At 49.8% G+C, this 18384-nt stretch carries 15 protein-coding genes; 4 read left to right on the top strand and 11 right to left on the bottom strand.

What is annotated here, in order from left to right; all coding sequences use genetic code 11:
• Positions 1-75: 75 nt before the first annotated feature.
• The 8 genes from HC352_RS00930 to HC352_RS00895 form a co-directional block, all read right to left on the bottom strand.
• A complete protein-coding gene (locus tag HC352_RS00930; RefSeq protein ID WP_168917167.1) occupies positions 76-792 on the bottom strand; it encodes a TrmH family RNA methyltransferase in 717 nt (238 codons plus the stop codon).
• Complete coding sequence (locus tag HC352_RS00925; RefSeq protein WP_168917166.1) at positions 785-1288, bottom strand: hypothetical protein; 504 nt, start codon at positions 1286-1288, stop codon at positions 785-787. Before HC352_RS00925 ends, HC352_RS00930 begins: the two co-directional genes overlap by 8 nt.
• Before the next feature lie 11 nt (positions 1289-1299).
• Positions 1300-2562, bottom strand: coding sequence for a DNA (cytosine-5-)-methyltransferase (dcm, locus tag HC352_RS00920; RefSeq protein WP_168917165.1), 1263 nt, complete (start codon positions 2560-2562; stop codon positions 1300-1302).
• A 54-nt stretch (positions 2563-2616) separates the two neighbouring features.
• Complete coding sequence (locus tag HC352_RS00915; RefSeq protein ID WP_168917164.1) at positions 2617-3321, bottom strand: Eco47II family restriction endonuclease; 705 nt, start codon at positions 3319-3321, stop codon at positions 2617-2619.
• Positions 3322-3371: 50 nt separating this feature from the next.
• On the bottom strand, positions 3372-5003 hold the full coding sequence (locus tag HC352_RS00910) for a DUF6119 family protein (RefSeq protein WP_168917163.1): 1632 nt from the start codon (positions 5001-5003) through the stop codon (positions 3372-3374).
• A gap of 40 nt (positions 5004-5043) precedes the next feature.
• Complete coding sequence (locus HC352_RS00905) at positions 5044-5442, bottom strand: (deoxy)nucleoside triphosphate pyrophosphohydrolase (protein WP_168917162.1); 399 nt, start codon at positions 5440-5442, stop codon at positions 5044-5046.
• A gap of 116 nt (positions 5443-5558) precedes the next feature.
• A complete protein-coding gene (locus HC352_RS00900) occupies positions 5559-6410 on the bottom strand; it encodes a hypothetical protein (protein ID WP_211080682.1) in 852 nt (283 codons plus the stop codon).
• Between the two features lie 175 nt (positions 6411-6585).
• Positions 6586-7353, bottom strand: coding sequence for an SDR family NAD(P)-dependent oxidoreductase (locus tag HC352_RS00895; RefSeq protein ID WP_168917160.1), 768 nt, complete (start codon positions 7351-7353; stop codon positions 6586-6588).
• Between the two features lie 36 nt (positions 7354-7389).
• On the opposite strand from HC352_RS00895, the gene HC352_RS00890 reads away from it, so the two are divergent.
• Positions 7390-8193 carry an exodeoxyribonuclease III gene (locus HC352_RS00890; protein ID WP_168917159.1) on the top strand — a complete coding sequence of 268 codons (804 nt, stop codon included), beginning with the start codon at positions 7390-7392 and terminating at the stop codon, positions 8191-8193.
• A 6-nt stretch (positions 8194-8199) separates the two neighbouring features.
• Here HC352_RS00890 and HC352_RS00885 read toward each other — a convergent pair whose 3' ends face one another.
• Positions 8200-9021, bottom strand: coding sequence for a serine hydrolase domain-containing protein (locus HC352_RS00885; protein WP_168917158.1), 822 nt, complete (start codon positions 9019-9021; stop codon positions 8200-8202).
• Positions 9022-9179: 158 nt separating this feature from the next.
• On the opposite strand from HC352_RS00885, the gene HC352_RS00880 reads away from it, so the two are divergent.
• Both HC352_RS00880 and HC352_RS00875 read left to right on the top strand, forming a co-directional pair.
• Positions 9180-10259 (top strand): inositol-3-phosphate synthase, encoded by a 1080-nt coding sequence (locus HC352_RS00880; RefSeq protein WP_168917157.1) that lies wholly within the window; start codon positions 9180-9182, stop codon positions 10257-10259.
• 176 nt (positions 10260-10435) lie between these two features.
• Positions 10436-12277, top strand: a complete 1842-nt coding sequence (locus tag HC352_RS00875; RefSeq protein ID WP_168917156.1) for a coiled-coil domain-containing protein — start codon at positions 10436-10438, stop codon at positions 12275-12277.
• 73 nt (positions 12278-12350) lie between these two features.
• Here HC352_RS00875 and HC352_RS00870 read toward each other — a convergent pair whose 3' ends face one another.
• The gene (locus HC352_RS00870) at positions 12351-13820 is read right to left on the bottom strand and encodes an amino acid permease (protein WP_168917155.1); all 1470 of its coding nucleotides are present in this window, start codon (positions 13818-13820) and stop codon (positions 12351-12353) included.
• A gap of 75 nt (positions 13821-13895) precedes the next feature.
• Positions 13896-16571, bottom strand: a complete 2676-nt coding sequence (clpB, locus tag HC352_RS00865; protein WP_168917154.1) for an ATP-dependent chaperone ClpB — start codon at positions 16569-16571, stop codon at positions 13896-13898.
• 1539 nt (positions 16572-18110) lie between these two features.
• On the opposite strand from clpB, the gene HC352_RS00855 reads away from it, so the two are divergent.
• Entirely contained in the window at positions 18111-18305 is a 195-nt protein-coding gene (locus tag HC352_RS00855) for an antitoxin (RefSeq protein WP_168917152.1), read from the top strand.
• Positions 18306-18384: the final 79 nt, after the last annotated feature.

The following is an 18384-nucleotide window of genomic DNA, read 5'->3' as shown; positions in this document are numbered from 1 at the left end:
ACAGTTTGCATTTTTGCACCGGCAACCGGAATTTCGGCGATTACCTGTCGAATATGCAAACTGAATGTACAGTCGTTAAAGTACAGGCCGGCTTTCTGGCACTGGAGTCGCATCCGGCCCGTGCTGCATAATCCACATATGCATGGCAATTGCCGCCGCCGCCGCAACATTCATGGACCGCGTGGAGCCAAACTGCGGAATATAGACGGCGCAATCTGCAGCGGCGAGCAGTTCGGCGCTCAGCCCGTTGGATTCTTGCCCGAAGATCAGGAGTGCATTTTCAGGTAGCGGAGTGGTGGCGATCGGCGTTGAACCTTCCATATTGTCTACTGCAACGAGCACATAATCGTTGTCCCGCGCCCACTGTTTTAGGCTTTCGACGTCTGCGTGGTGATGGACGTTGAGGTAGCGATCAGTAACGAGTGCGCCGCGTCGGTTCCAGCGTTTGCGGCCAACAATATGGACGCCGCTGACGTTGAAGGCGTTGCCGGTGCGCACGATGGATCCGATGTTGAGGTCGTGTTCGAGGTTTTCGATGGCGATGTGGAGTTTGGTGGAGTGGCGTGCGAGGTCCTCGCGGATTGCTTCGACGCTCCAGTAGCGGTATTTGTCGACGACGTTGCGTTTGTCTCCGTTTGCGAGGAGTTCTGGATCGTAGCGCGGATCGTCTGGGAGCGGGCCTTCCCACGGGCCAACCCCGGTGATTCCACCTGGTTTTTCGCCGTTTCCCCAAAATTCGAAGGCTTCGTCGTTGGTTGCGTCGGGGGTTGGCTGGGTTGGGGTTTCACTCACGGTGGTCTCCACTTTGTAGGGTTGAGGGAAGGTATGCGGCGAGTCCGGTTCCGATGAGTGCGGCCCGTGTTTCTACCGGGATACCTGGTTCGGTTGCGGTTTCGTCGTCGAAAAGTGTGATCGCAACGGCGGTGCGTCCGCTTGCCTCCGGGCCGAGGAGTTCGCCGTTTTCGGTGACGACGACGTCGTAGGCGAGCCCGCGTGAGGCGGCTGCGTGTTGGATCGCGAGCGCGAGCGCTAGATTTTCGGGTGCTACCGTAAGGATTTCGACGTCGAGCGGGCCGTAGCCGTTTTCTTCAAGCAGGTCGAGCATGACGTGGCCAGCCAGGATCGCGCCGTCATAGCTGAGAAGCAGGGCGCGCAGCTCGCGGGCTTGCTGTGTGATTCCGGCTGGATCGTACTGGGCAGATGATGGCATCGACTCGGGAGCTACCTTGGCGATGATAGGCCGAAGCAACTCAGCTAATGCACTCTTTTGCGGATCATTACTGAACATAGCATTACATCTTAATTCCTTAAGTCACCATAAGGGAAACGTAACGGTTCAACTACTTCCATTGTCTCATCGATCGGAATCAATCCAAGGGAAGCTAAGACGCATAATCCCATGTGGTAACCCAAATTCACAGGGACAGCGTTTCCAATCTGCTTATATTGTGCAGCTACACTCCCATTAAACTCCCATTCATCAGGAAAAGTTTGGATTCTAGCATACTCTCGCACCGTAAAGGGACGTGTCTCTTCCGGATGGCACCGCTCAGTCTGTTTCTGAGCTGGATTACAAGTAAGAGTTAGCGCAGGTTCATTCCATGACATACGGCGAGCCATTCCCGTCTTTCCTCCACCAAGATAATAAGAAGCCCCCATATACTCTTTTTGGATTTCATCGGGAAGATCGCGCCAATTACCGCCTTCAGGAATCAGGCGCATTACTTTTTCTTTTTTCGCAGTATACTTTTGACCTGGTGAATCCGGAACTCCTTCGAGAGCTTCCCGCAGAGTGATAATATAGTCTTGCTCTTTCGGGAACACAATTGGGAGATTCTTTCCCCTCTTCACTGCGAACAAAAACAGTCTTTCCCTCTTTTGAGGAACATCTAAGTACTGTGCTCGCAAAATTCTGAAATTAATGTCATACCCAAGCTCATCGAACGTGTTTAACATCGTGACTAATGTTCTTCCACCATCATGGTTCACTAGTCCACGAACGTTTTCACCAATTGCAATATCGGGCTGTATATCGCGAACCGCTCTTGCAAACTCAAAAAATAACGTCCCTCGAGTGTCCGCGAATCCTTTAGACTTCCCCGCGTAAGAGAAAGCTTGGCAAGGAAATCCAGCTTGAATGACTCGCGCACTCATCGTAGAGAAATCTACTTCATGTACATCTTTATCGGATATATCCCAATTAAGGCCAAATTTTTCACTATTACTACGTAAAGTAGAAACGGCCTCTTTGTTAAACTCATTCAAGAAGACATGATTCAATCCAGCATTATGGAAACCAAGCGCAGTTCCCCCAGCACCCGCAAATAGATCAATACAAGAAGCATCTTCGAAAATTTCGCCGCGTGATAAAACTTCAAACGTACGCTGTGACCCCTCACCATTGAGTTTACAGCGCAGTCGAGCAATCTCATCGACATTAAAAAGGCGATCACCTCGCGCTCCTCGCGAAGCTTTTATTAGCCCTTGTTTCGCCCATCTCCGAATTGTATCTACTGACACACCAAGCTCTTGAGCAGCAACACCAATCTGTACTTTCTCCACTACACACCTCTTATGGTAACCTTTGCCTATGTAAAGGTTACCATAAACAAGGTGTCATTCCGCACTAGGTAGTGATCTAAAAAACAGCTCAGCAATCTCTCCCTCAACAAGACTATCGCTACCGATAATATCTCTAAATATCAAAGGAAGTGCACGATACAGTTGGAACAGCGCTTCCGGCTCCCCATATACCAACTCATAGGCAGTCACGCCGTCACAATGTCGAATGTCTTCCCGAACTGGCCTGCCAGCCACTTTCCACGGTTGATCATACCTCTCAGCTTTTTTGGGAATTATCTGGAAAACGTAGCCGACAGCTCCATTTGCTTTTACATGACGCTCAAGATCATCCCACAGATTTTTCTGATCCGAACCTTTGATAGTGTTAAAACGATTCTTAACTTCGGCATATACAGGTCTTCCTATAGAAGGAGGAAGAAATCCAGGATTGGTCTTCAAATCTATATTGCCACCAGACGAACCTGTCTCCTGCCAATTTGGAGATAGGCCAAGAACGCGTTGATGCCAATATCCCACGTTATCTGACAGTGTCTTATTGAGCGATCGCTCTTTTTCGAACATTAGAGCCTCTGTAAGGCTCCCACCCATCACTGTCGCATGTGCAATAATGGTAAATGGATCTGGAGGAAGCGGCTGCTTCCGCTGAGGATTCAAGACCTTATCAAAAGTCTTTTTTGTCACTTCGAATAGCGCATCCTCATCGATCCAATCTAAACCATATGAGTGATTATTTCCCATATTCTCTTCCCTGAACTCTTGCTTAGATTACATTTCACAATGTCAAGCATCTAATCACTTACCGAAACTCTACCGACAGTGACCTTGTATCCCATCTGTAGCAATTCTTTAGTATTCTGAATAAGGGTTATTTTACTAAAGAACGGCAACCAGTCCATGCCTGTTCGACTTGATTTCGCAATAATTAAATATCTGATACAGTATCTATTCGGCACTACAGATTCGTTCATATCAGGTAACACCTGTGACCAATCATCACTGTGCCCAACTTTTACTTGATCACGAATATAGTCTCTTAACTCAGATCGGAAACTCTGATCACCCAGAAATGTCTTTGCTGAAACAGTACCCTGAGCAAACAAGTGACTCAAAGTCGATGAACGCGACTTTCGTTTAACGTGGATAATCTCTCCTTCTTTGGATAAAACATCACAAAATTCGATACCTGTTCTCGCGCCTTGTGGCCTAAATACTTTAGCATCCAATAGAAGTAATCCTCCGCCTGATTCTCTAACCAAACGTTGATTATAATTCGTCTCTTTTTCTCCAACTTTTGCATCCGGAAAGCCCTTTGCGTCAAACGTTATTCTTTCTTCTAAATAAGAATCGACCTCTTCAACCAAAAGTTTGTCAACCTCGAACCAACGTCCCTCAATCAAAACATAGAGCCGCCCACCCTGCTCCAGTCTCTGCTCCGAAACCAGGCACCTGTATAATGTTCCACGTCGGTCGTATGCTTGAGTTCTTGAAAATCTTACTGAAACATGAAACCTTTTAAGCTTCTCTAAGGATAGTTGGTCAAGCGCGTCTCCCAACTCTTTTAAATAACTATCCAAATCAAGCTCCGGGTACTCGACTCCGCGAGTTCCTTGAATCTTGTAGGCGTCGATATCCTCCAAATCCAGCACATCTGGTAAAGCTAAATGGGTCGAGCCCAGCACTCCTGACCTTAACTCGCCCACTAACTTGTTATCGAGCAGGTTAATGGTTTTTTCATCCCGTACGAGCGCTAAATGATCAACCCAACCAAAATTTTTCTTATACGCCTCGGACTGATACGCTTCGAGGAGCTGTTCTAATAGTCTCGGCACTTTGAGTGCACCAATATCAGCATTGAGCACCACTGAATCACTACCGGAAATAGTGTTAAAAAAATCATTTCCATCGATCTTTCCTGCTACCGATTTCAAAATATCCCGCTGCGTGTCTACATTAAACGATGCAAGTCCAGCGTCTCTGCTTACTTGCATTTTTGCAGAAAGAACCAAATCGTCGAATAACTTCGTGTCTACACTTCGAATTTGTTTTGGATCAATTAAATTGAGGGCAACACGCAAACCAAAATTAAACTCAATTTTCTGCAGATCTATTAGAGAACGCCCATATCCGAATGCGATTGCAAAAATTCGTTCCTTCACTCTGGTTACTAACAACGCAGAAATACTTTTGGTTTTCATTTCAGGAAGATCCTCTGCCAAGATAGGAATCACATAGCTTAGCCACGCTGGAGTATTGTCCTCCTGTTTTTTATAAAACAAGCACCCGTCTGAGCCAAAAGCATTATTTGTTGGAATTTTAAAAACCTCTATTCCTATTTGACTCTTTCTCTCTAAGTCGAATATATCTTCAATGTCTTGAACATTTTCGCGAAACATATAAATAGTTAACCGCTGTTTCCCCATGATCTTAAACCTCAAATCTTAATGGATGCTCAGCAACGATTTAGATTATCTGTGAACGAATACTCTCAATAATCGGAATATCAGCCGGCGCCCACTGCACACTGAATAGTTCTTCTGCACCCAGCCAGCGAATTTCTTGATGCTCAGTCAGGGTTGGTTCGCTGCCTATAATAGTTGCAAAGTAAGCATCTAGCCAAACGATTCCAAAATCGTATTCATACTCTGATCGGGCAATGAATTCACCTACTTCGGCGTCAGTAAGCAATTCTTCACGCAGCTCACGAGCAAGTGTTTGCTGCGGGCTCTCTCCTGGCTCGATCTTTCCACCGGGAAATTCCCAATATCCTTCTAGAGCTCGCCCTGAGCCGCGCTGCGCAGCCATAATCTTGTCATCACGCACAAACACAGCGCCGACCACGTGAATTAATTTCTTCGCCATACTTCACCACAAAAATCATCTAGTTATGCACTATAAGACCACGTTAGCAGATGGATGTTCCCAAACATCTTCCTAGCAACACCACCTAAATCTGCTCTACCTTCATCATTCCCTGTTTACTGCAAAGCTTTTCGGTAACTACGCATAACGATCGACGCGTTTCTATAATTCTCAGCTTCAGCCATTTTATTTAGCCAGGGATAGCAAAATAACTTAGCAAGTTTCAAACTTCCTCTTGTACCCACAATTGCCGCCACCTTAACTCCCACGCGTAGAGATTCGTTGCGCATTTTCAACCGAGAAATGATGAGTTCCAACGCAGAATATAACGCAAGTAAATATGCGAATGGGAACATTGAAAAGAGATAGAAACCGGAAAGGATAAAAATATTTATTTCTTTCGACCAATAAATTGAATCTGCATGACTGTACACCTTAAAAGAAACCAACAAAATAAATATAAAGCCATAAAGAATCAGAGCGCCTTGCAAGAAATGATTTGTGAAGGAACCTAATTTCTTTCGCTCGATGACTGCACTTGAAGCACCCAACAGAAACACAACGACCTGCATAAAAACTTCAACTACATACGGGAATGAAACCAGGTTGAAATAGGCAGAAACAATTACTGTGAAACCGACAGCATTCTGCGAAATAGCTTTAAGCAATTCGAAACCACTGATCATCTCTACCGGTTTGAAATAGAGCAGTGGAATTCCACCAACTAGAATCATCAGCAGAGACTCTTTGATGAATTCAACTTTCCACAGACCAATTTGCCAAGCAATCCACATCGATAGCACCGCACATAGAAAGTAGCACAACAACGCTACCTGCAATTTCCACGAAAAGGCTTTAAATAGATTCCAAATGCCCTTCCGGAAGCTGGGTTTTCTAATTGCTTCGACAATAACTAAAAGCATTAATAGTGCAAGAATTGTTAACGACGCTAGCTCCCGGTTTGTCAAAGCCTATCTTTCCTTTCATCTTAAACGAACGACAGTCTTTGAGAGAGCGTATGTACACATGATATTGATCAGCATCCATACGCTATTTGAAGCATAATATTCACTTCCCACACACTTTGCTGAACACCCGCGTTTCGGCTTTCCATAAGCCAATATCAAGCTAATATCTCAGGCTTTACCCCCGCCCAGAAAGCCCCGGACCGGCGAACTTGCGCACGAGTCTGCGCGGGGCATGACGCACCACCACGCTCGCCAATTTGTAGAGTGCACTCGGCGTCACTTCAACCCGCCCCGCCCGGGCAGCCGCCAACGCAGCCCGCACCACTTGCTCGGGGCTAGCAAAAACCACTGCCGGCCACTGCGACGAATCTACGTGGGAACGCTCATGGAACTCGGTGCGAATCAGGCCCGGATTAACCACCGTCACCCCTACCCCGGTACCAGCCAGTTCTACCGCCAGCCCCTCACTGAACGTCCGCACCCATGCCTTGTGCGCTGAATATGTGCCTTGCACGGTCAGCGAGGTCATCGAGGCCACATTAATAATCGTGCCTCGCCCGCGCGCTACCATCGCCTCGGCAGCCGCGTGGCTGAGCATCATCACTGCGCGAACCATCACATTCAAGCCATCAAGTTCGCGTGCAATGGATCCACCCACAAAATCCTGACCCAGCCCGAAACCAGCATTATTGACCAGCAAACTAATCGGCGCATCGCTTGCCCCCAGCCGCTGCGCCACTCGCTGGGTATCCGCCACATCACCAAGATCGGCGGCAATAACTTCAACCTCAACGCCGTAGGTTTCTCGAATCTGGCCACCGACGTCGTCCAATCGTTCCTGGTTGCGCGCAACCAGCACGACGTCGTGCCCATCACTAGCTAGCTGGCGAGCAAAGGCGAGCCCTAGCCCTGCACTTGCTCCGGTAATCAACGCTCGTCCCATACGACAAGACTACCGCCTGCCCCGTAGACTGGTCTCATGAAGATCGCAACGTGGAATATTAACTCTGCCCGCGCCCGCGCCGAGCGCATCCTAAACGTCCTAGAACGTCACGATTTAGACGTGTTGGCGTTGCAGGAAATCAAGTGCAAACCCGAGCAATTCCCGGCAGCCGAGATTGAGGCAGCCGGTTACGAGATCGCCGCCCATGGGCTTAACCAATGGAACGGCGTGGCGATTATTTCCCGCGTGGGTTTATCCGATGTGCGCTACGAGTTTCCCGGGCAGCCTGGGTTCACCAAGGGTATTCCCGACGACGGTTCCACATTTATCAACGGCCCGGTAGAGGCGCGTGCGATCGGCGCGAGCGTGGGCGGGATCGATGTGTGGTCACTTTATGTTCCTAATGGCCGCGCGGTTGGCGATCCGCACTATTTCTATAAGCTGGAGTTTTTGCGCGCCTTGCGTGACTTCGCCCAAGATCAGACCCGGCAGGGTGTCGATCTGGCGCTCGTTGGCGATTGGAATGTTATTCCTACCGACGACGACGTGTGGGATCCGTCCGCGATGGAGGACGACATTTATATGACCGACGCCGAACGCGCCGCATTCCATGCATTTGCCGACGCCGGAATGCGCGAAGTATCCCGCGATTTTGCTACCAACTACACGTTCTGGGACTACCAAAAACTGCGGTTCCCCAAGAATGAAGGACTGCGCATCGACTATGTGTGGGCATCGGAAGCGCTCGCAGACCACGCGATTGCTGGTTCGATTGATCGTGATGAGCGCAAAGGCAAGGGCGCATCCGATCACGTTCCCGTTATTGTTGAGTTCGCGTAAACCCCGTTAAGCTGCCCGCATCTGATTGGTTAGCTCGGGCCAGATATGGGCATGGTCGGCGCCGAACATGCGCGCGCCGAGGAATATGCCGGCTTTTCCAATACTGGGATCTATCCATATAAAGGAACCTGACTGGCCGAAGTGCCCAAACGTCGTCGTCGGAAAATCAGATCCGGTCCAGTGAGGTGACTTTTCGCCACGAATCTCGAAACCCAAACCCCACAGGTTGTCTTTTTGCCGGCCGTAACCGGGGAGAATGCCTGGCAGTCCAGGGAATTGTGGAGTGGCGACGGCGGCGGCGAGCTGGGCAGAGATCAGGGTAGGGTGGAGAACTTCGATGGCGAAGCGCGCTAGGGAATCTAGCGAAGAGCGCCCGGAATAAGCGATCGATCCGGGGATTGTTGTCTCATCCATTCCCAACGGTTCAAGCACGGCGTGGCTTATCCAGTCCTGGATGCTCATTCCAACGCGATTCGCTAACTCGTTGCCTAAAACATCGAAGCCGTGGTTGGAGTAGATGCGCCGGCGGGCAGGGGCTGTGAGCGCCTCGCCCGGCTCCGAAGGTAGCCCGGAGGCGTGGGCGAGAAGATGGCGAAACGTCGATCCAGGAGGGCCAGCCGGATCATCTAGGGAAATTAAGCCGCGTTCGGCGGCGACCAGTACCGCCCATGAGGCGATGGGTTTGGTGACGGAAGCTAAGGAAAAAACTGTATCTGGATCGCCTGCTATTCCATGAATTTCTATGCCTGAGCTCGTCGTTGCGCGGGCAAGAGTCATGTATGCTCGCTCGAAGGAGAAATGGTCAGAACCTAAGTAATCGTCATACATAGTTCTAGTTTTCCACATTTTGTGAATTTTCCACATTTTACGCTCAGACGGATAAGTGCTTGCATTCGATCCGGAAACAAGGAATACTTCTAATTGTCCTTACAATAATGTCCTGACAATTGGTGAGCTCGATATGCGAGTTGCCCGAAGGAGAAAATATGTCCAAGATCCGCGTAGGCATCGTTGGAGTCGGCAACTGCGCCAGCTCACTCGTTCAAGGAGTTGAGTTTTACAAAGATGCAGACCCTAACACCCCAATCCCAGGATTAATGCACGTGAATTTCGGCGGATACCACGTAGGTGACGTCGAATTCGTGGCAGCTTTCGATGTTGATAGCGAAAAAGTTGGCAAGGATATCTCCGAAGCCATCTTCTCCTCGCAAAACAACACGATGAAGTTCGCTGACGTTCCAGAAACCGGTGTGAAAGTCCTTCGTGGCCACACCCTCGATGGTCTCGGCGACTACTACCGCGAAACCATCACCGAATCCGACGCGCCAGAAGTAGATGTGGTAGCTGAACTCAAGGGCGCCAAAGTCGATGTGCTTATCTCCTACCTGCCAGTTGGCTCCGAAGAAGCAGACCGCTTCTACGCTCAGTGCGCTATCGACGCCGGCTGCGGATTCGTTAACTGCCTGCCGGTGTTCATTGCTTCCACCGAAGAGTGGACCAAGAAGTTCGAAGACGCCGGATTGCCAATCATCGGTGACGACATCAAGTCCCAGTTCGGTGCAACCATCTCCCACCGCGACCTCGTCGCATTGATGGAATCGCGTGGCGTTCGTATCGACCGCACCTACCAGCTCAACGTGGGCGGCAACATGGACTTCAAGAACATGCTGCAGCGCAACCGTCTAGAGTCGAAGAAGATCTCCAAGACCAACGCCGTCATCTCGAATATGACCGGCCCAGTTGACGATCACAACATCCACGTCGGCCCATCTGACTACGTGCCATGGCTCGAAGATCGCAAGTTCGCATTCGTTCGCGTTGAAGGAACCACCTTCGGTGAAGTTCCCATCCAGATCGAGTACAAGCTCGAAGTTTGGGATTCACCAAACTCTGCAGGTATCGTCATCGACGCACTGCGCGCCTGCAAGATCGCGCTCGATCGTGGCATCTCCGGCAACCTGCTCTCTGCTTCGTCCTACCTGATGAAGTCACCGAAGGAGCAGTTGCGTGACTCGGTCGCTCGCGAGCACCTCGAAGAGTTTATTGCTGGAAATCGCGAACGGTAAGCTCTCGGTTCTCGACAACGAAGGCGTGGCTGGAAAGATCCAGCCACGCCTTACCGTTATGCTCGCTGCAGCGCAAAAATAATCTGAAATACCATTTTTGCGATAAAGAAAACATTATTCGGAAACGCCACATGAGAGTTTGAAAAGGCGCAAATATTTTCTTTATCATTCAATCCATGATTTTTAAACACTATGCAACACAATCGGTTCTGGGTCTGATTATTGCCGGAACCACGATCACTCAACCCGTCGGAACAGCATTTGCTGAGTCGTCCCATGAACTGTCTACTCAGTGCATTCAGGCTCGTAAAGACGTCGTCTCACATGAGCAAAGCCTGCAGAGTCTCAAGGCACGCCACGGCGCGTTGGTTCAACAGCTACGCAGTGAACAAGATGCTCGGCAAAACGCTACAGCTAAGCTAGCTGACCTAGAAACAGCAACGAAGAATAAGCGGGCTGAGATTTCTACAGCTCACCAGCAGATTGAACGCGCAACTGCGCGGATCGAGGAACTCACTTCTGCTATTGCGCGACTAGATAACGAAATTGCTGAGCACGCCAAAGCATTAGCGGCCGCTACCCAAGAACTGGCTAATGCACAGCGCAAACTCGATCCTATTGCCACCGCACAAGAAAAAGCTCGCGCTAAAGTTGCACAAGCCAACGAGCTGGTTCGTCAAGCACAATCGAACGTTGCCAGCGCTGAAAAAGCATTGCAGGAAGAAAAAGAACGCTATGGCGACGCAGTTGCCGAACAAGCCCGCAAGAGCGCTCAAACCGAACAGGAGCTAAAGAAGGTCACTGAACAGCTCGCAACCGCACCACAGACTCTTGACGAACTCAATGACCGGCTCGCTAAAGCACAAGCTGGACGAGATAAAGCCACAGAACACCTAAACTTATTACGGAAAGTCAGTGACGAAAAGGTTGAAAAGTCTCGTGACACAACTAAGGATCTCGAAGATGTAGTGGCGCAACAAGACGAGGAAATGGCGTTGAAGAATATGACCGACGCCGAAATTAAGAAGCTTGACGATAAGATTGCAGAACTTTCTCCAAGCCAAGAAAACGCTCGAGAAGTAGCCGAGCTTACTGCTCAGCGGCAGCGCCAACAACGAAAGCGTATGCTCCAAGAAGACAATATTACTAACCTCAATAATCTAGTTACCAAAATTCGCAGTGATCTAGCCGAACTTGAAGAAGAAATTCGTAACGTTGCTGGCCAAGTCCTCGTCGTCGAACAAGAACTACAAACAGCGATCCGCGATGCTACTCAAGCCGAGCAAGCAATTCACGACCAGCGTTCTACCATCGACGCGCTCACCAAGAACAAAGAAGCACTCGAACGAGAGCTGGCAACATTGGCAGATCCAATCGCCAATAACACCCCAGCCCGTGAACAAGAATTGGAAGCAGCCAAGCAAGCGCTAGCTCCTCTTAAAGCACGCCTGAGCACTGAGCAAGAAAACCTCGATAGCCTTCAACCTACCTACAATTCAGCATTGTCAGCTAAAGAAGCACAAGAGCGAGACGTCGTCGCAAAAACGCAACATATTGAAAAACTGCGTGAGACACACGGCACGGCCCGTGCAGACCTAGATAACGTCCGCCTCGAATTAAACAATGTGCGTAAAGCTCACGATGATGCACTAGCGGAACTAGATTCGCTTCGTCACCAGATTGCAGATCTCGAACAATTGCGGGACCGCATTGGTGATTCTGCTGGCGAGTTGAACAAGATTACCCGCGAGCTAGATACGCAACGCATCGTGCACTCTAATTTAGTGAAAACCGAAAGTGAACAATGTCTACCGACAGGGCAGATCCCAACGACCCCGCAACCCATCGAGCACAAGCCCATAGCTCACCAGGAGACGCCAGCCAGAGCTCAACACAACGCTTCGGCTCAACTCGCCCAAACTGGTGTTGCCTCAGGAGAGGTTTTACTTGGTGCGGGAACGTTGATCGGTCTTGGCGCTCTCGCTGCAGGAGTTTCCCGACGTCGTCGTCAAGGGTAAAACTACTATCTAAAAGTGGCACATAAATGTGGGGTTACATCGCGCATGTAACCCCACATTTGCATTCAGCTATTTAGCTGCGAAGGTTTTCTTCTAATAAATCGCGCATGTGCATCGAATGCACACTACGCACCGCCAAGTAGGAGAGTGTCAAGATACAAATGTATGGAATGCCGGCGTACCAGGCCACTGGCAGCAGCCAGTACAAGCCGATGAAAATCGCAACCGAGGCGACTATTGACAACGGAGCAACAATCTGTGCCGCCCACAACCGATGCTCCGGCAACGGCAACCCGGCCGCTTTACGCTTGGCACGGAACGCCATGTGGGTCAGCATGGTCATCACCCAGGTGACCAAAATACCGATCGTTGCACAACCGTAGAGCCACAAGAACGCATTAGCTGGGCTAGCGATTGCCAGCACGGACGCTAACACCATGCCAACCATCGCAATCAATACTGCACGACGCGGCGAACCATTACTCGCCGTCACCGCAGCCCAGCTCGGGGCTTGACGGTCATTAGCCAGCGAATGGATCATGCGGCTTGAGGAGTACAAACAGCCGTTTGCTGCCGAAAGCGCAGCCACAATCAAAATCGCATTCATAATATGCGCCGCACCCGAAACACCCGTAATATCGAGCGCCCGCACGAATGGCGATTCGTCAATCGTGCCGTGTGAGCCAGCAGTTTCCGTCCATGGTTGCAACATGAGAACCACAAGAATGGCGAGCACGTAGAACAACAACAGACGCCAAATCATGGTGTGTGCAGCACGTGGAACGTCACGCTCCGGATGCTCGGATTCCGCTGCACCAACCGAGACGTTTTCGATACCGCCGAAGGAGAAGACAGCTAAACAGATAGCCGCCAAAAGGCCCGAAATTCCTTTAGGGAAGAACCCGCCGTGCTCGGTCAAATTACCAGTACCGATTGCTTCCACCCCTGGGAACAGCCCAAGAACCAGGGCCAAACCGAGCGCAATGAAGGTAACGATAGCGATGACCTTAATCATCGAGAACCAGTACTCACTCGAACCATACAGATGCACTGAGAACAAATTCAACGCCACAATAAAGAGCGAACACAAAACCGTGCCCACCCACAGTGGCAGACTCGGGAACCAGAACTGTAAATATGTTGCCGTTGCAGTAACCTCAGCACCCACTGCGATCAACATTGTGACCGCAAAGTTCCAACGCGTCACATATCCACCATAAGGACCTAGGTAAGATGCGGCTACCGCACCATGACCACCCGGAACCGGATGGACGGATACCATTTCCGCCAACGCCCACACAACCGCAAGCGCCAAAAAACCAGCTGCCAAATAGGCAATAACTGTAGATGGGCCACCATAGCCAATCACCGATCCCGACCCCAAAAACAGGCCAGTACCAAGTGCACCGGAAAGCCCGATCATCGACACTTGAGCAGATGTTAATCCACGTTTAAGCTGAATATGTTTCGTTGGTATAGCTGAATCGGCAGGGGTCTGGTTAACCCCCACCGATTGTTCGCCCGCTTTTTCGTGTTCTGTCATAGAAAGGAGCTTACCCGGCGGAACACCTCAATTCCTACAGGTGTCCACCCATTGGGACAGTTCCCATAAATAACGTCACATAGCCTCCTTCTTCACCGAAAGCTTGAGATTGTGGCCATGCTCTGGCAAACGCCCACTGGCCATCTGCTGAGCATCAGAATCCTCATCAAACATTGAGGTATCAAGCTCAGCACTCTCCACCACAACAGTTTGACCATCGCTAACCTCACCCGACAAAAGCATTCGAGCTAACTGGTCACCAATTTCGCGCTGAATCAACCGACACAACGGACGTGCACCATACGCCGGATCATAACCTTCCAACGTCAAAACCGACTTCGCATCATCCATAACTTCCAAGGAAATCCGTCGCGAGCTCAACCACTGCGCCATCTGAGCCACATGCAAGTCAACGATATGACTAATATCTTCAACCGAAAGCGGATCGAAAATAATCACATCATCCAGCCGGTTCAAAAACTCCGGCTTGAAATGTGCACGCACAGCATCCATCACAGCCTTATGCTTCGCCGACATATCCAGCTCACTATCGATCAGGAACTGCGAACCAAGATTCGACGTCAAAATCAAGATCGTATTACGGAAATCAACCGTACGCCCTTGACCATCGGTCAATCGACCGTCGTCGAGAACCTGCAATAAAATATCGAAAACTTCCGGATGAGCTTTCTCTACCTCATCAAGGAGCACGACGCCATACGGCCGGCGACGAACCGCTTCAGTCAACTGACCGCCCTCTTCATAGCCAACATATCCCGGAGGAGCACCAATCAACCGAGCAACAGAATGCTTCTCCGAATACTCCGACATATCAATGCGAACCATAGCCCGCTCATCGTCGAAAAGGAACTCAGCAAGCGACTTAGCCAGCTCAGTCTTTCCCACACCAGTCGGTCCCAAGAACAGGAACGAACCCGTTGGCCGCTGCGGATCAGCAACTCCCGCCCGCGAGCGCCGTACAGCATCCGACACCGAAGCAACTGCAGAACGCTGACCAATCAGACGCTTAGCAATCTCATCTTCCATCGTCAGCAACTTCTCCATCTCGCCTTGCATCAAGCGACCCACCGGAATCCCCGTCCAAGATGAAACCACGTCAGCAATACCATCGGCATCAACTTTCTCCGCAATCATCGGAGCCTCGTCAACAACTCTGGCTTTCTGCGATTCATCAGCCTGAATCTGAGCCTCAATCTGTGGAATATCACCGTTCTGAATCCGGCCAGCATCCTCATAACGCCCCTCACGAATTGCCTTTTCTAATTCCGTTCGCAATTCATCAAGGCGGACACGCAAATCGCCAACCTTATTCCGACCAGCCTTCTCCGCCTCCCAGCGGGCGTTAAGCGACGCCAATTCCTCAGACTTATCAGCCAACTCCGCGTTCAGCTTCTCCAGCCGATCAACTGCCGAGGCATCATCATCCGAATCAGTCTCCTCAAGATACGACTTCTCCATCTTCAACCGGTCAACCTGACGACGCAAAACATCAATCTCTTCTGGTGACGAATCCAGCTCCATTCGCAACCGGGAAGCCGCCTCGTCGACCAAATCAATCGCCTTATCTGGTAATTGGCGTCCAGAAATGTAGCGATCCGAGAGTGTAGCTGCCGCAACTAATGCCCCATCCGAAATGGTCACCTTATGATGAGCCTCGTACTTTGGAGCAATACCGCGCAAAATCGCAATCGTATCCTCCACACTCGGCTCACCGACATACACCTGTTGGAAACGACGCTCTAAAGCTGGATCTTTCTCCACATGTTCCCGATACTCATCAAGTGTTGTCGCACCAACTAAACGCAACTCACCACGAGCCAGCATCGGCTTGAGCATATTGCCCGCATCCATCGCGCCGTCGCCACCACTACCTGCACCAACTACCGTGTGTAGCTCGTCAATAAAGGTGACAACTTCGCCATCGGACTCCTTAATCTCCTGCAAAACAGCCTTGAAGCGCTCCTCGAACTCACCACGGTACTTGGCACCCGCCAACATACCGGCAATATCCAAGGAAATAAGTCGCTTACCGCGAAGCGAATCAGGAACATCGCTATCAACAATGCGCTGAGCAAGTCCTTCTACAACAGCGGTCTTGCCGACTCCAGGTTCACCAATCAGCACCGGGTTATTCTTAGTGCGTCGAGAAAGTACCTGGACAACTCGGCGAATCTCCGTATCACGGCCGATAACCGGGTCCAACTTGCCCTCACGAGCCATCTGAGTTAGATCCGTCCCGTACTTTTCGAGCGCCTTGAATGTCCCCTCTGGATCAGGTGAAGTCACTTTAGCTGAACCGCGCACATTTGGTAGTACCGCTATCAACTGTTCCCGACCGGCATTAGCCGACCGTAAAATATCACCCGCAGAACTCTGATTCGCTGAAATAGCAAGCAACAAATGCTCAGTCGAAATATAGGCATCACCTAAGGCAGTGGCCTCTTTGCCCGCGTCAGATAAAACTAGTGACAAATTACGGGAGGTCTGTGGCTGTGCTGCCGTTTGACCTTGCACGCCAGGGAAACTTGCTATTTGGGCTTGAGCGCGCTCAATGATTTGACGGGTATCAACACCGACCGCATCAAGTAACGCAGTAGCAACACCGCCACTTTGCTTGAGTAACGCAACAAGTAAATGGGCTGGCTCAACATGCGGATTACCCGCCCGCGTTGCCATATCAATCGCATCAGCTAATGCCTCTTGCGACTTTGTTGTTAATTTATCCATCATAAAACTCCTTCACACTACGGCTTCATTACCTAGTCAGCCATCTGCTACTTAGTTAAACGTATCTAAAGTTGAGTCTATTCCACTCAATCTTAATTGACAAGACTTTAATCAGCCTAATAGTGATTCTGGGGACGCTGAGGCTGGGAACTGGGACTGTGATACTGGAGCTGGGGGATGAAGATGTACTCAACTGGCATGCCAGTGGTCACCTTGGACCCTCTGCCCATACTGCTATCCTTCCCGGCCTCGTTCCAACCACTATCCATCCCCATCACATCCCACCCCGTCCTACCCCGTCCCGAAAACTCGGTTATATGAAGCAATGCTTTCCAATATTGACCATCTGCCCAAATAACCGAGTTTTACAGACAGAGGAAACAACTGTATCCGACTCAGATGGCCAATTATTTGCCGCACCTACCCAAAGTTGTCCACAATATGCCAGCAAAAGGGGCTTATCCACAGATTTTTCAGCAATCCTCAGGGAGCTCGCTTAAGTTGCCATACTGTTCCTATGAATATCTATCAGCAGCCATCACCCAAAAGACTCGGAGTTTTCCGCACCCGAGATTTGTGGCTTCTTGGCTTGCAGAAACGAAGAAAACGCGAAAAGGCAATGCGCAATGGGTCTCTAAACCGCATTCGGCGTGGCTGGTATGCACTGCCCGACGCACATCCAGATCTAGTCAACGCAGTTCGGCGGCGTGGCGCACTAACCGGATTATCCGCGTGCAAACTATATGGACTTTGGACACCTCATCACGACAAACTTCAAGTAGCAGTACCAGATTTCGTGCGGTGCTCATTCACTCTCGGAGCCACTCGTAGATCGCTGAAAACTAAACTCCCCTGCGGAATAGTTCCACTAGATACTGCACTCATTCACGTTGCCGCGTATGAATCAACTGAAGTCGCATTAATCGTTTTCGAATCAGCACTTAACAAAGGCTATATTCGCCGTGACCAAGCAAAGGAACTGTTGGAAAACGTTTCACGAACCCGCGCCCAAAAAATACTCGCGCGCCTAATCTCTAATAGCCAATCCGGAAGTGAAACTCGGGTGCGCAACTATATTCAATCTTTACGATTCAAAGTCGTGGCCCAAGCACAGATTGACAACGTTGGCAGAGTAGACCTACTCGTCAAACCCCGGCTAATCATTGAATGTGATAGCCGGGCACACCACACTTCTGCAATAAACTATCAAACAGACAGAAACCGCAGTAATAGCGCGCTTATTCGCGGATACCTCACAATTCGTTTGACCTATGAAGACGTTTGGAGCCGATGGGACAATACAAAAAGGTGGGTTAGATATCTCCTTCAACACCGGTTACACAAGTGGAAAAATCCAGCTTATTCACCCATGAGTTCGCTAACAGAATAAAACAGCAGAAAAACAGTTGAGGATACGCAATCTCACTAGTTTTTCGTTAGCCTTGGGAATAGTACCGGTTTTGAGCAGGTCAACGACTTATTGTTTATCGACTTGATCCTTCTTGCTCGTCTTCTCCGGTACAACCAAGGAAAGGAGCTTTTATGTCACTTTTTGATAAGGCAAAAGAAGCACTCAACGATAACAAAGACATACTTAAAAGTGAAAAGGCCGAAGATATCTCAGATATGGCTCTGGATAAGGCTGAAGAAGCAGCGAAAAAGGCTACTGGGGACGATCACGCAGATAAGATTTCTCAGGTTCGGGATGTCATAGATTCGAAAATCGGCAACGAATAAATCTAGATTATAAGGGTTGTGGCAACACGCGATGTTGTCACAACCCTTAGCAGTGGGGGATGATGAGCATCTGTGCTCA

Source organism: Arcanobacterium buesumense (assembly GCF_012563545.1).
GTDB lineage: Bacteria > Actinomycetota > Actinomycetes > Actinomycetales > Actinomycetaceae > Arcanobacterium > Arcanobacterium buesumense.
Note: the sequence above shows the minus strand (reverse complement) of the source record. Positions and strands in the feature narration are given on the sequence as shown.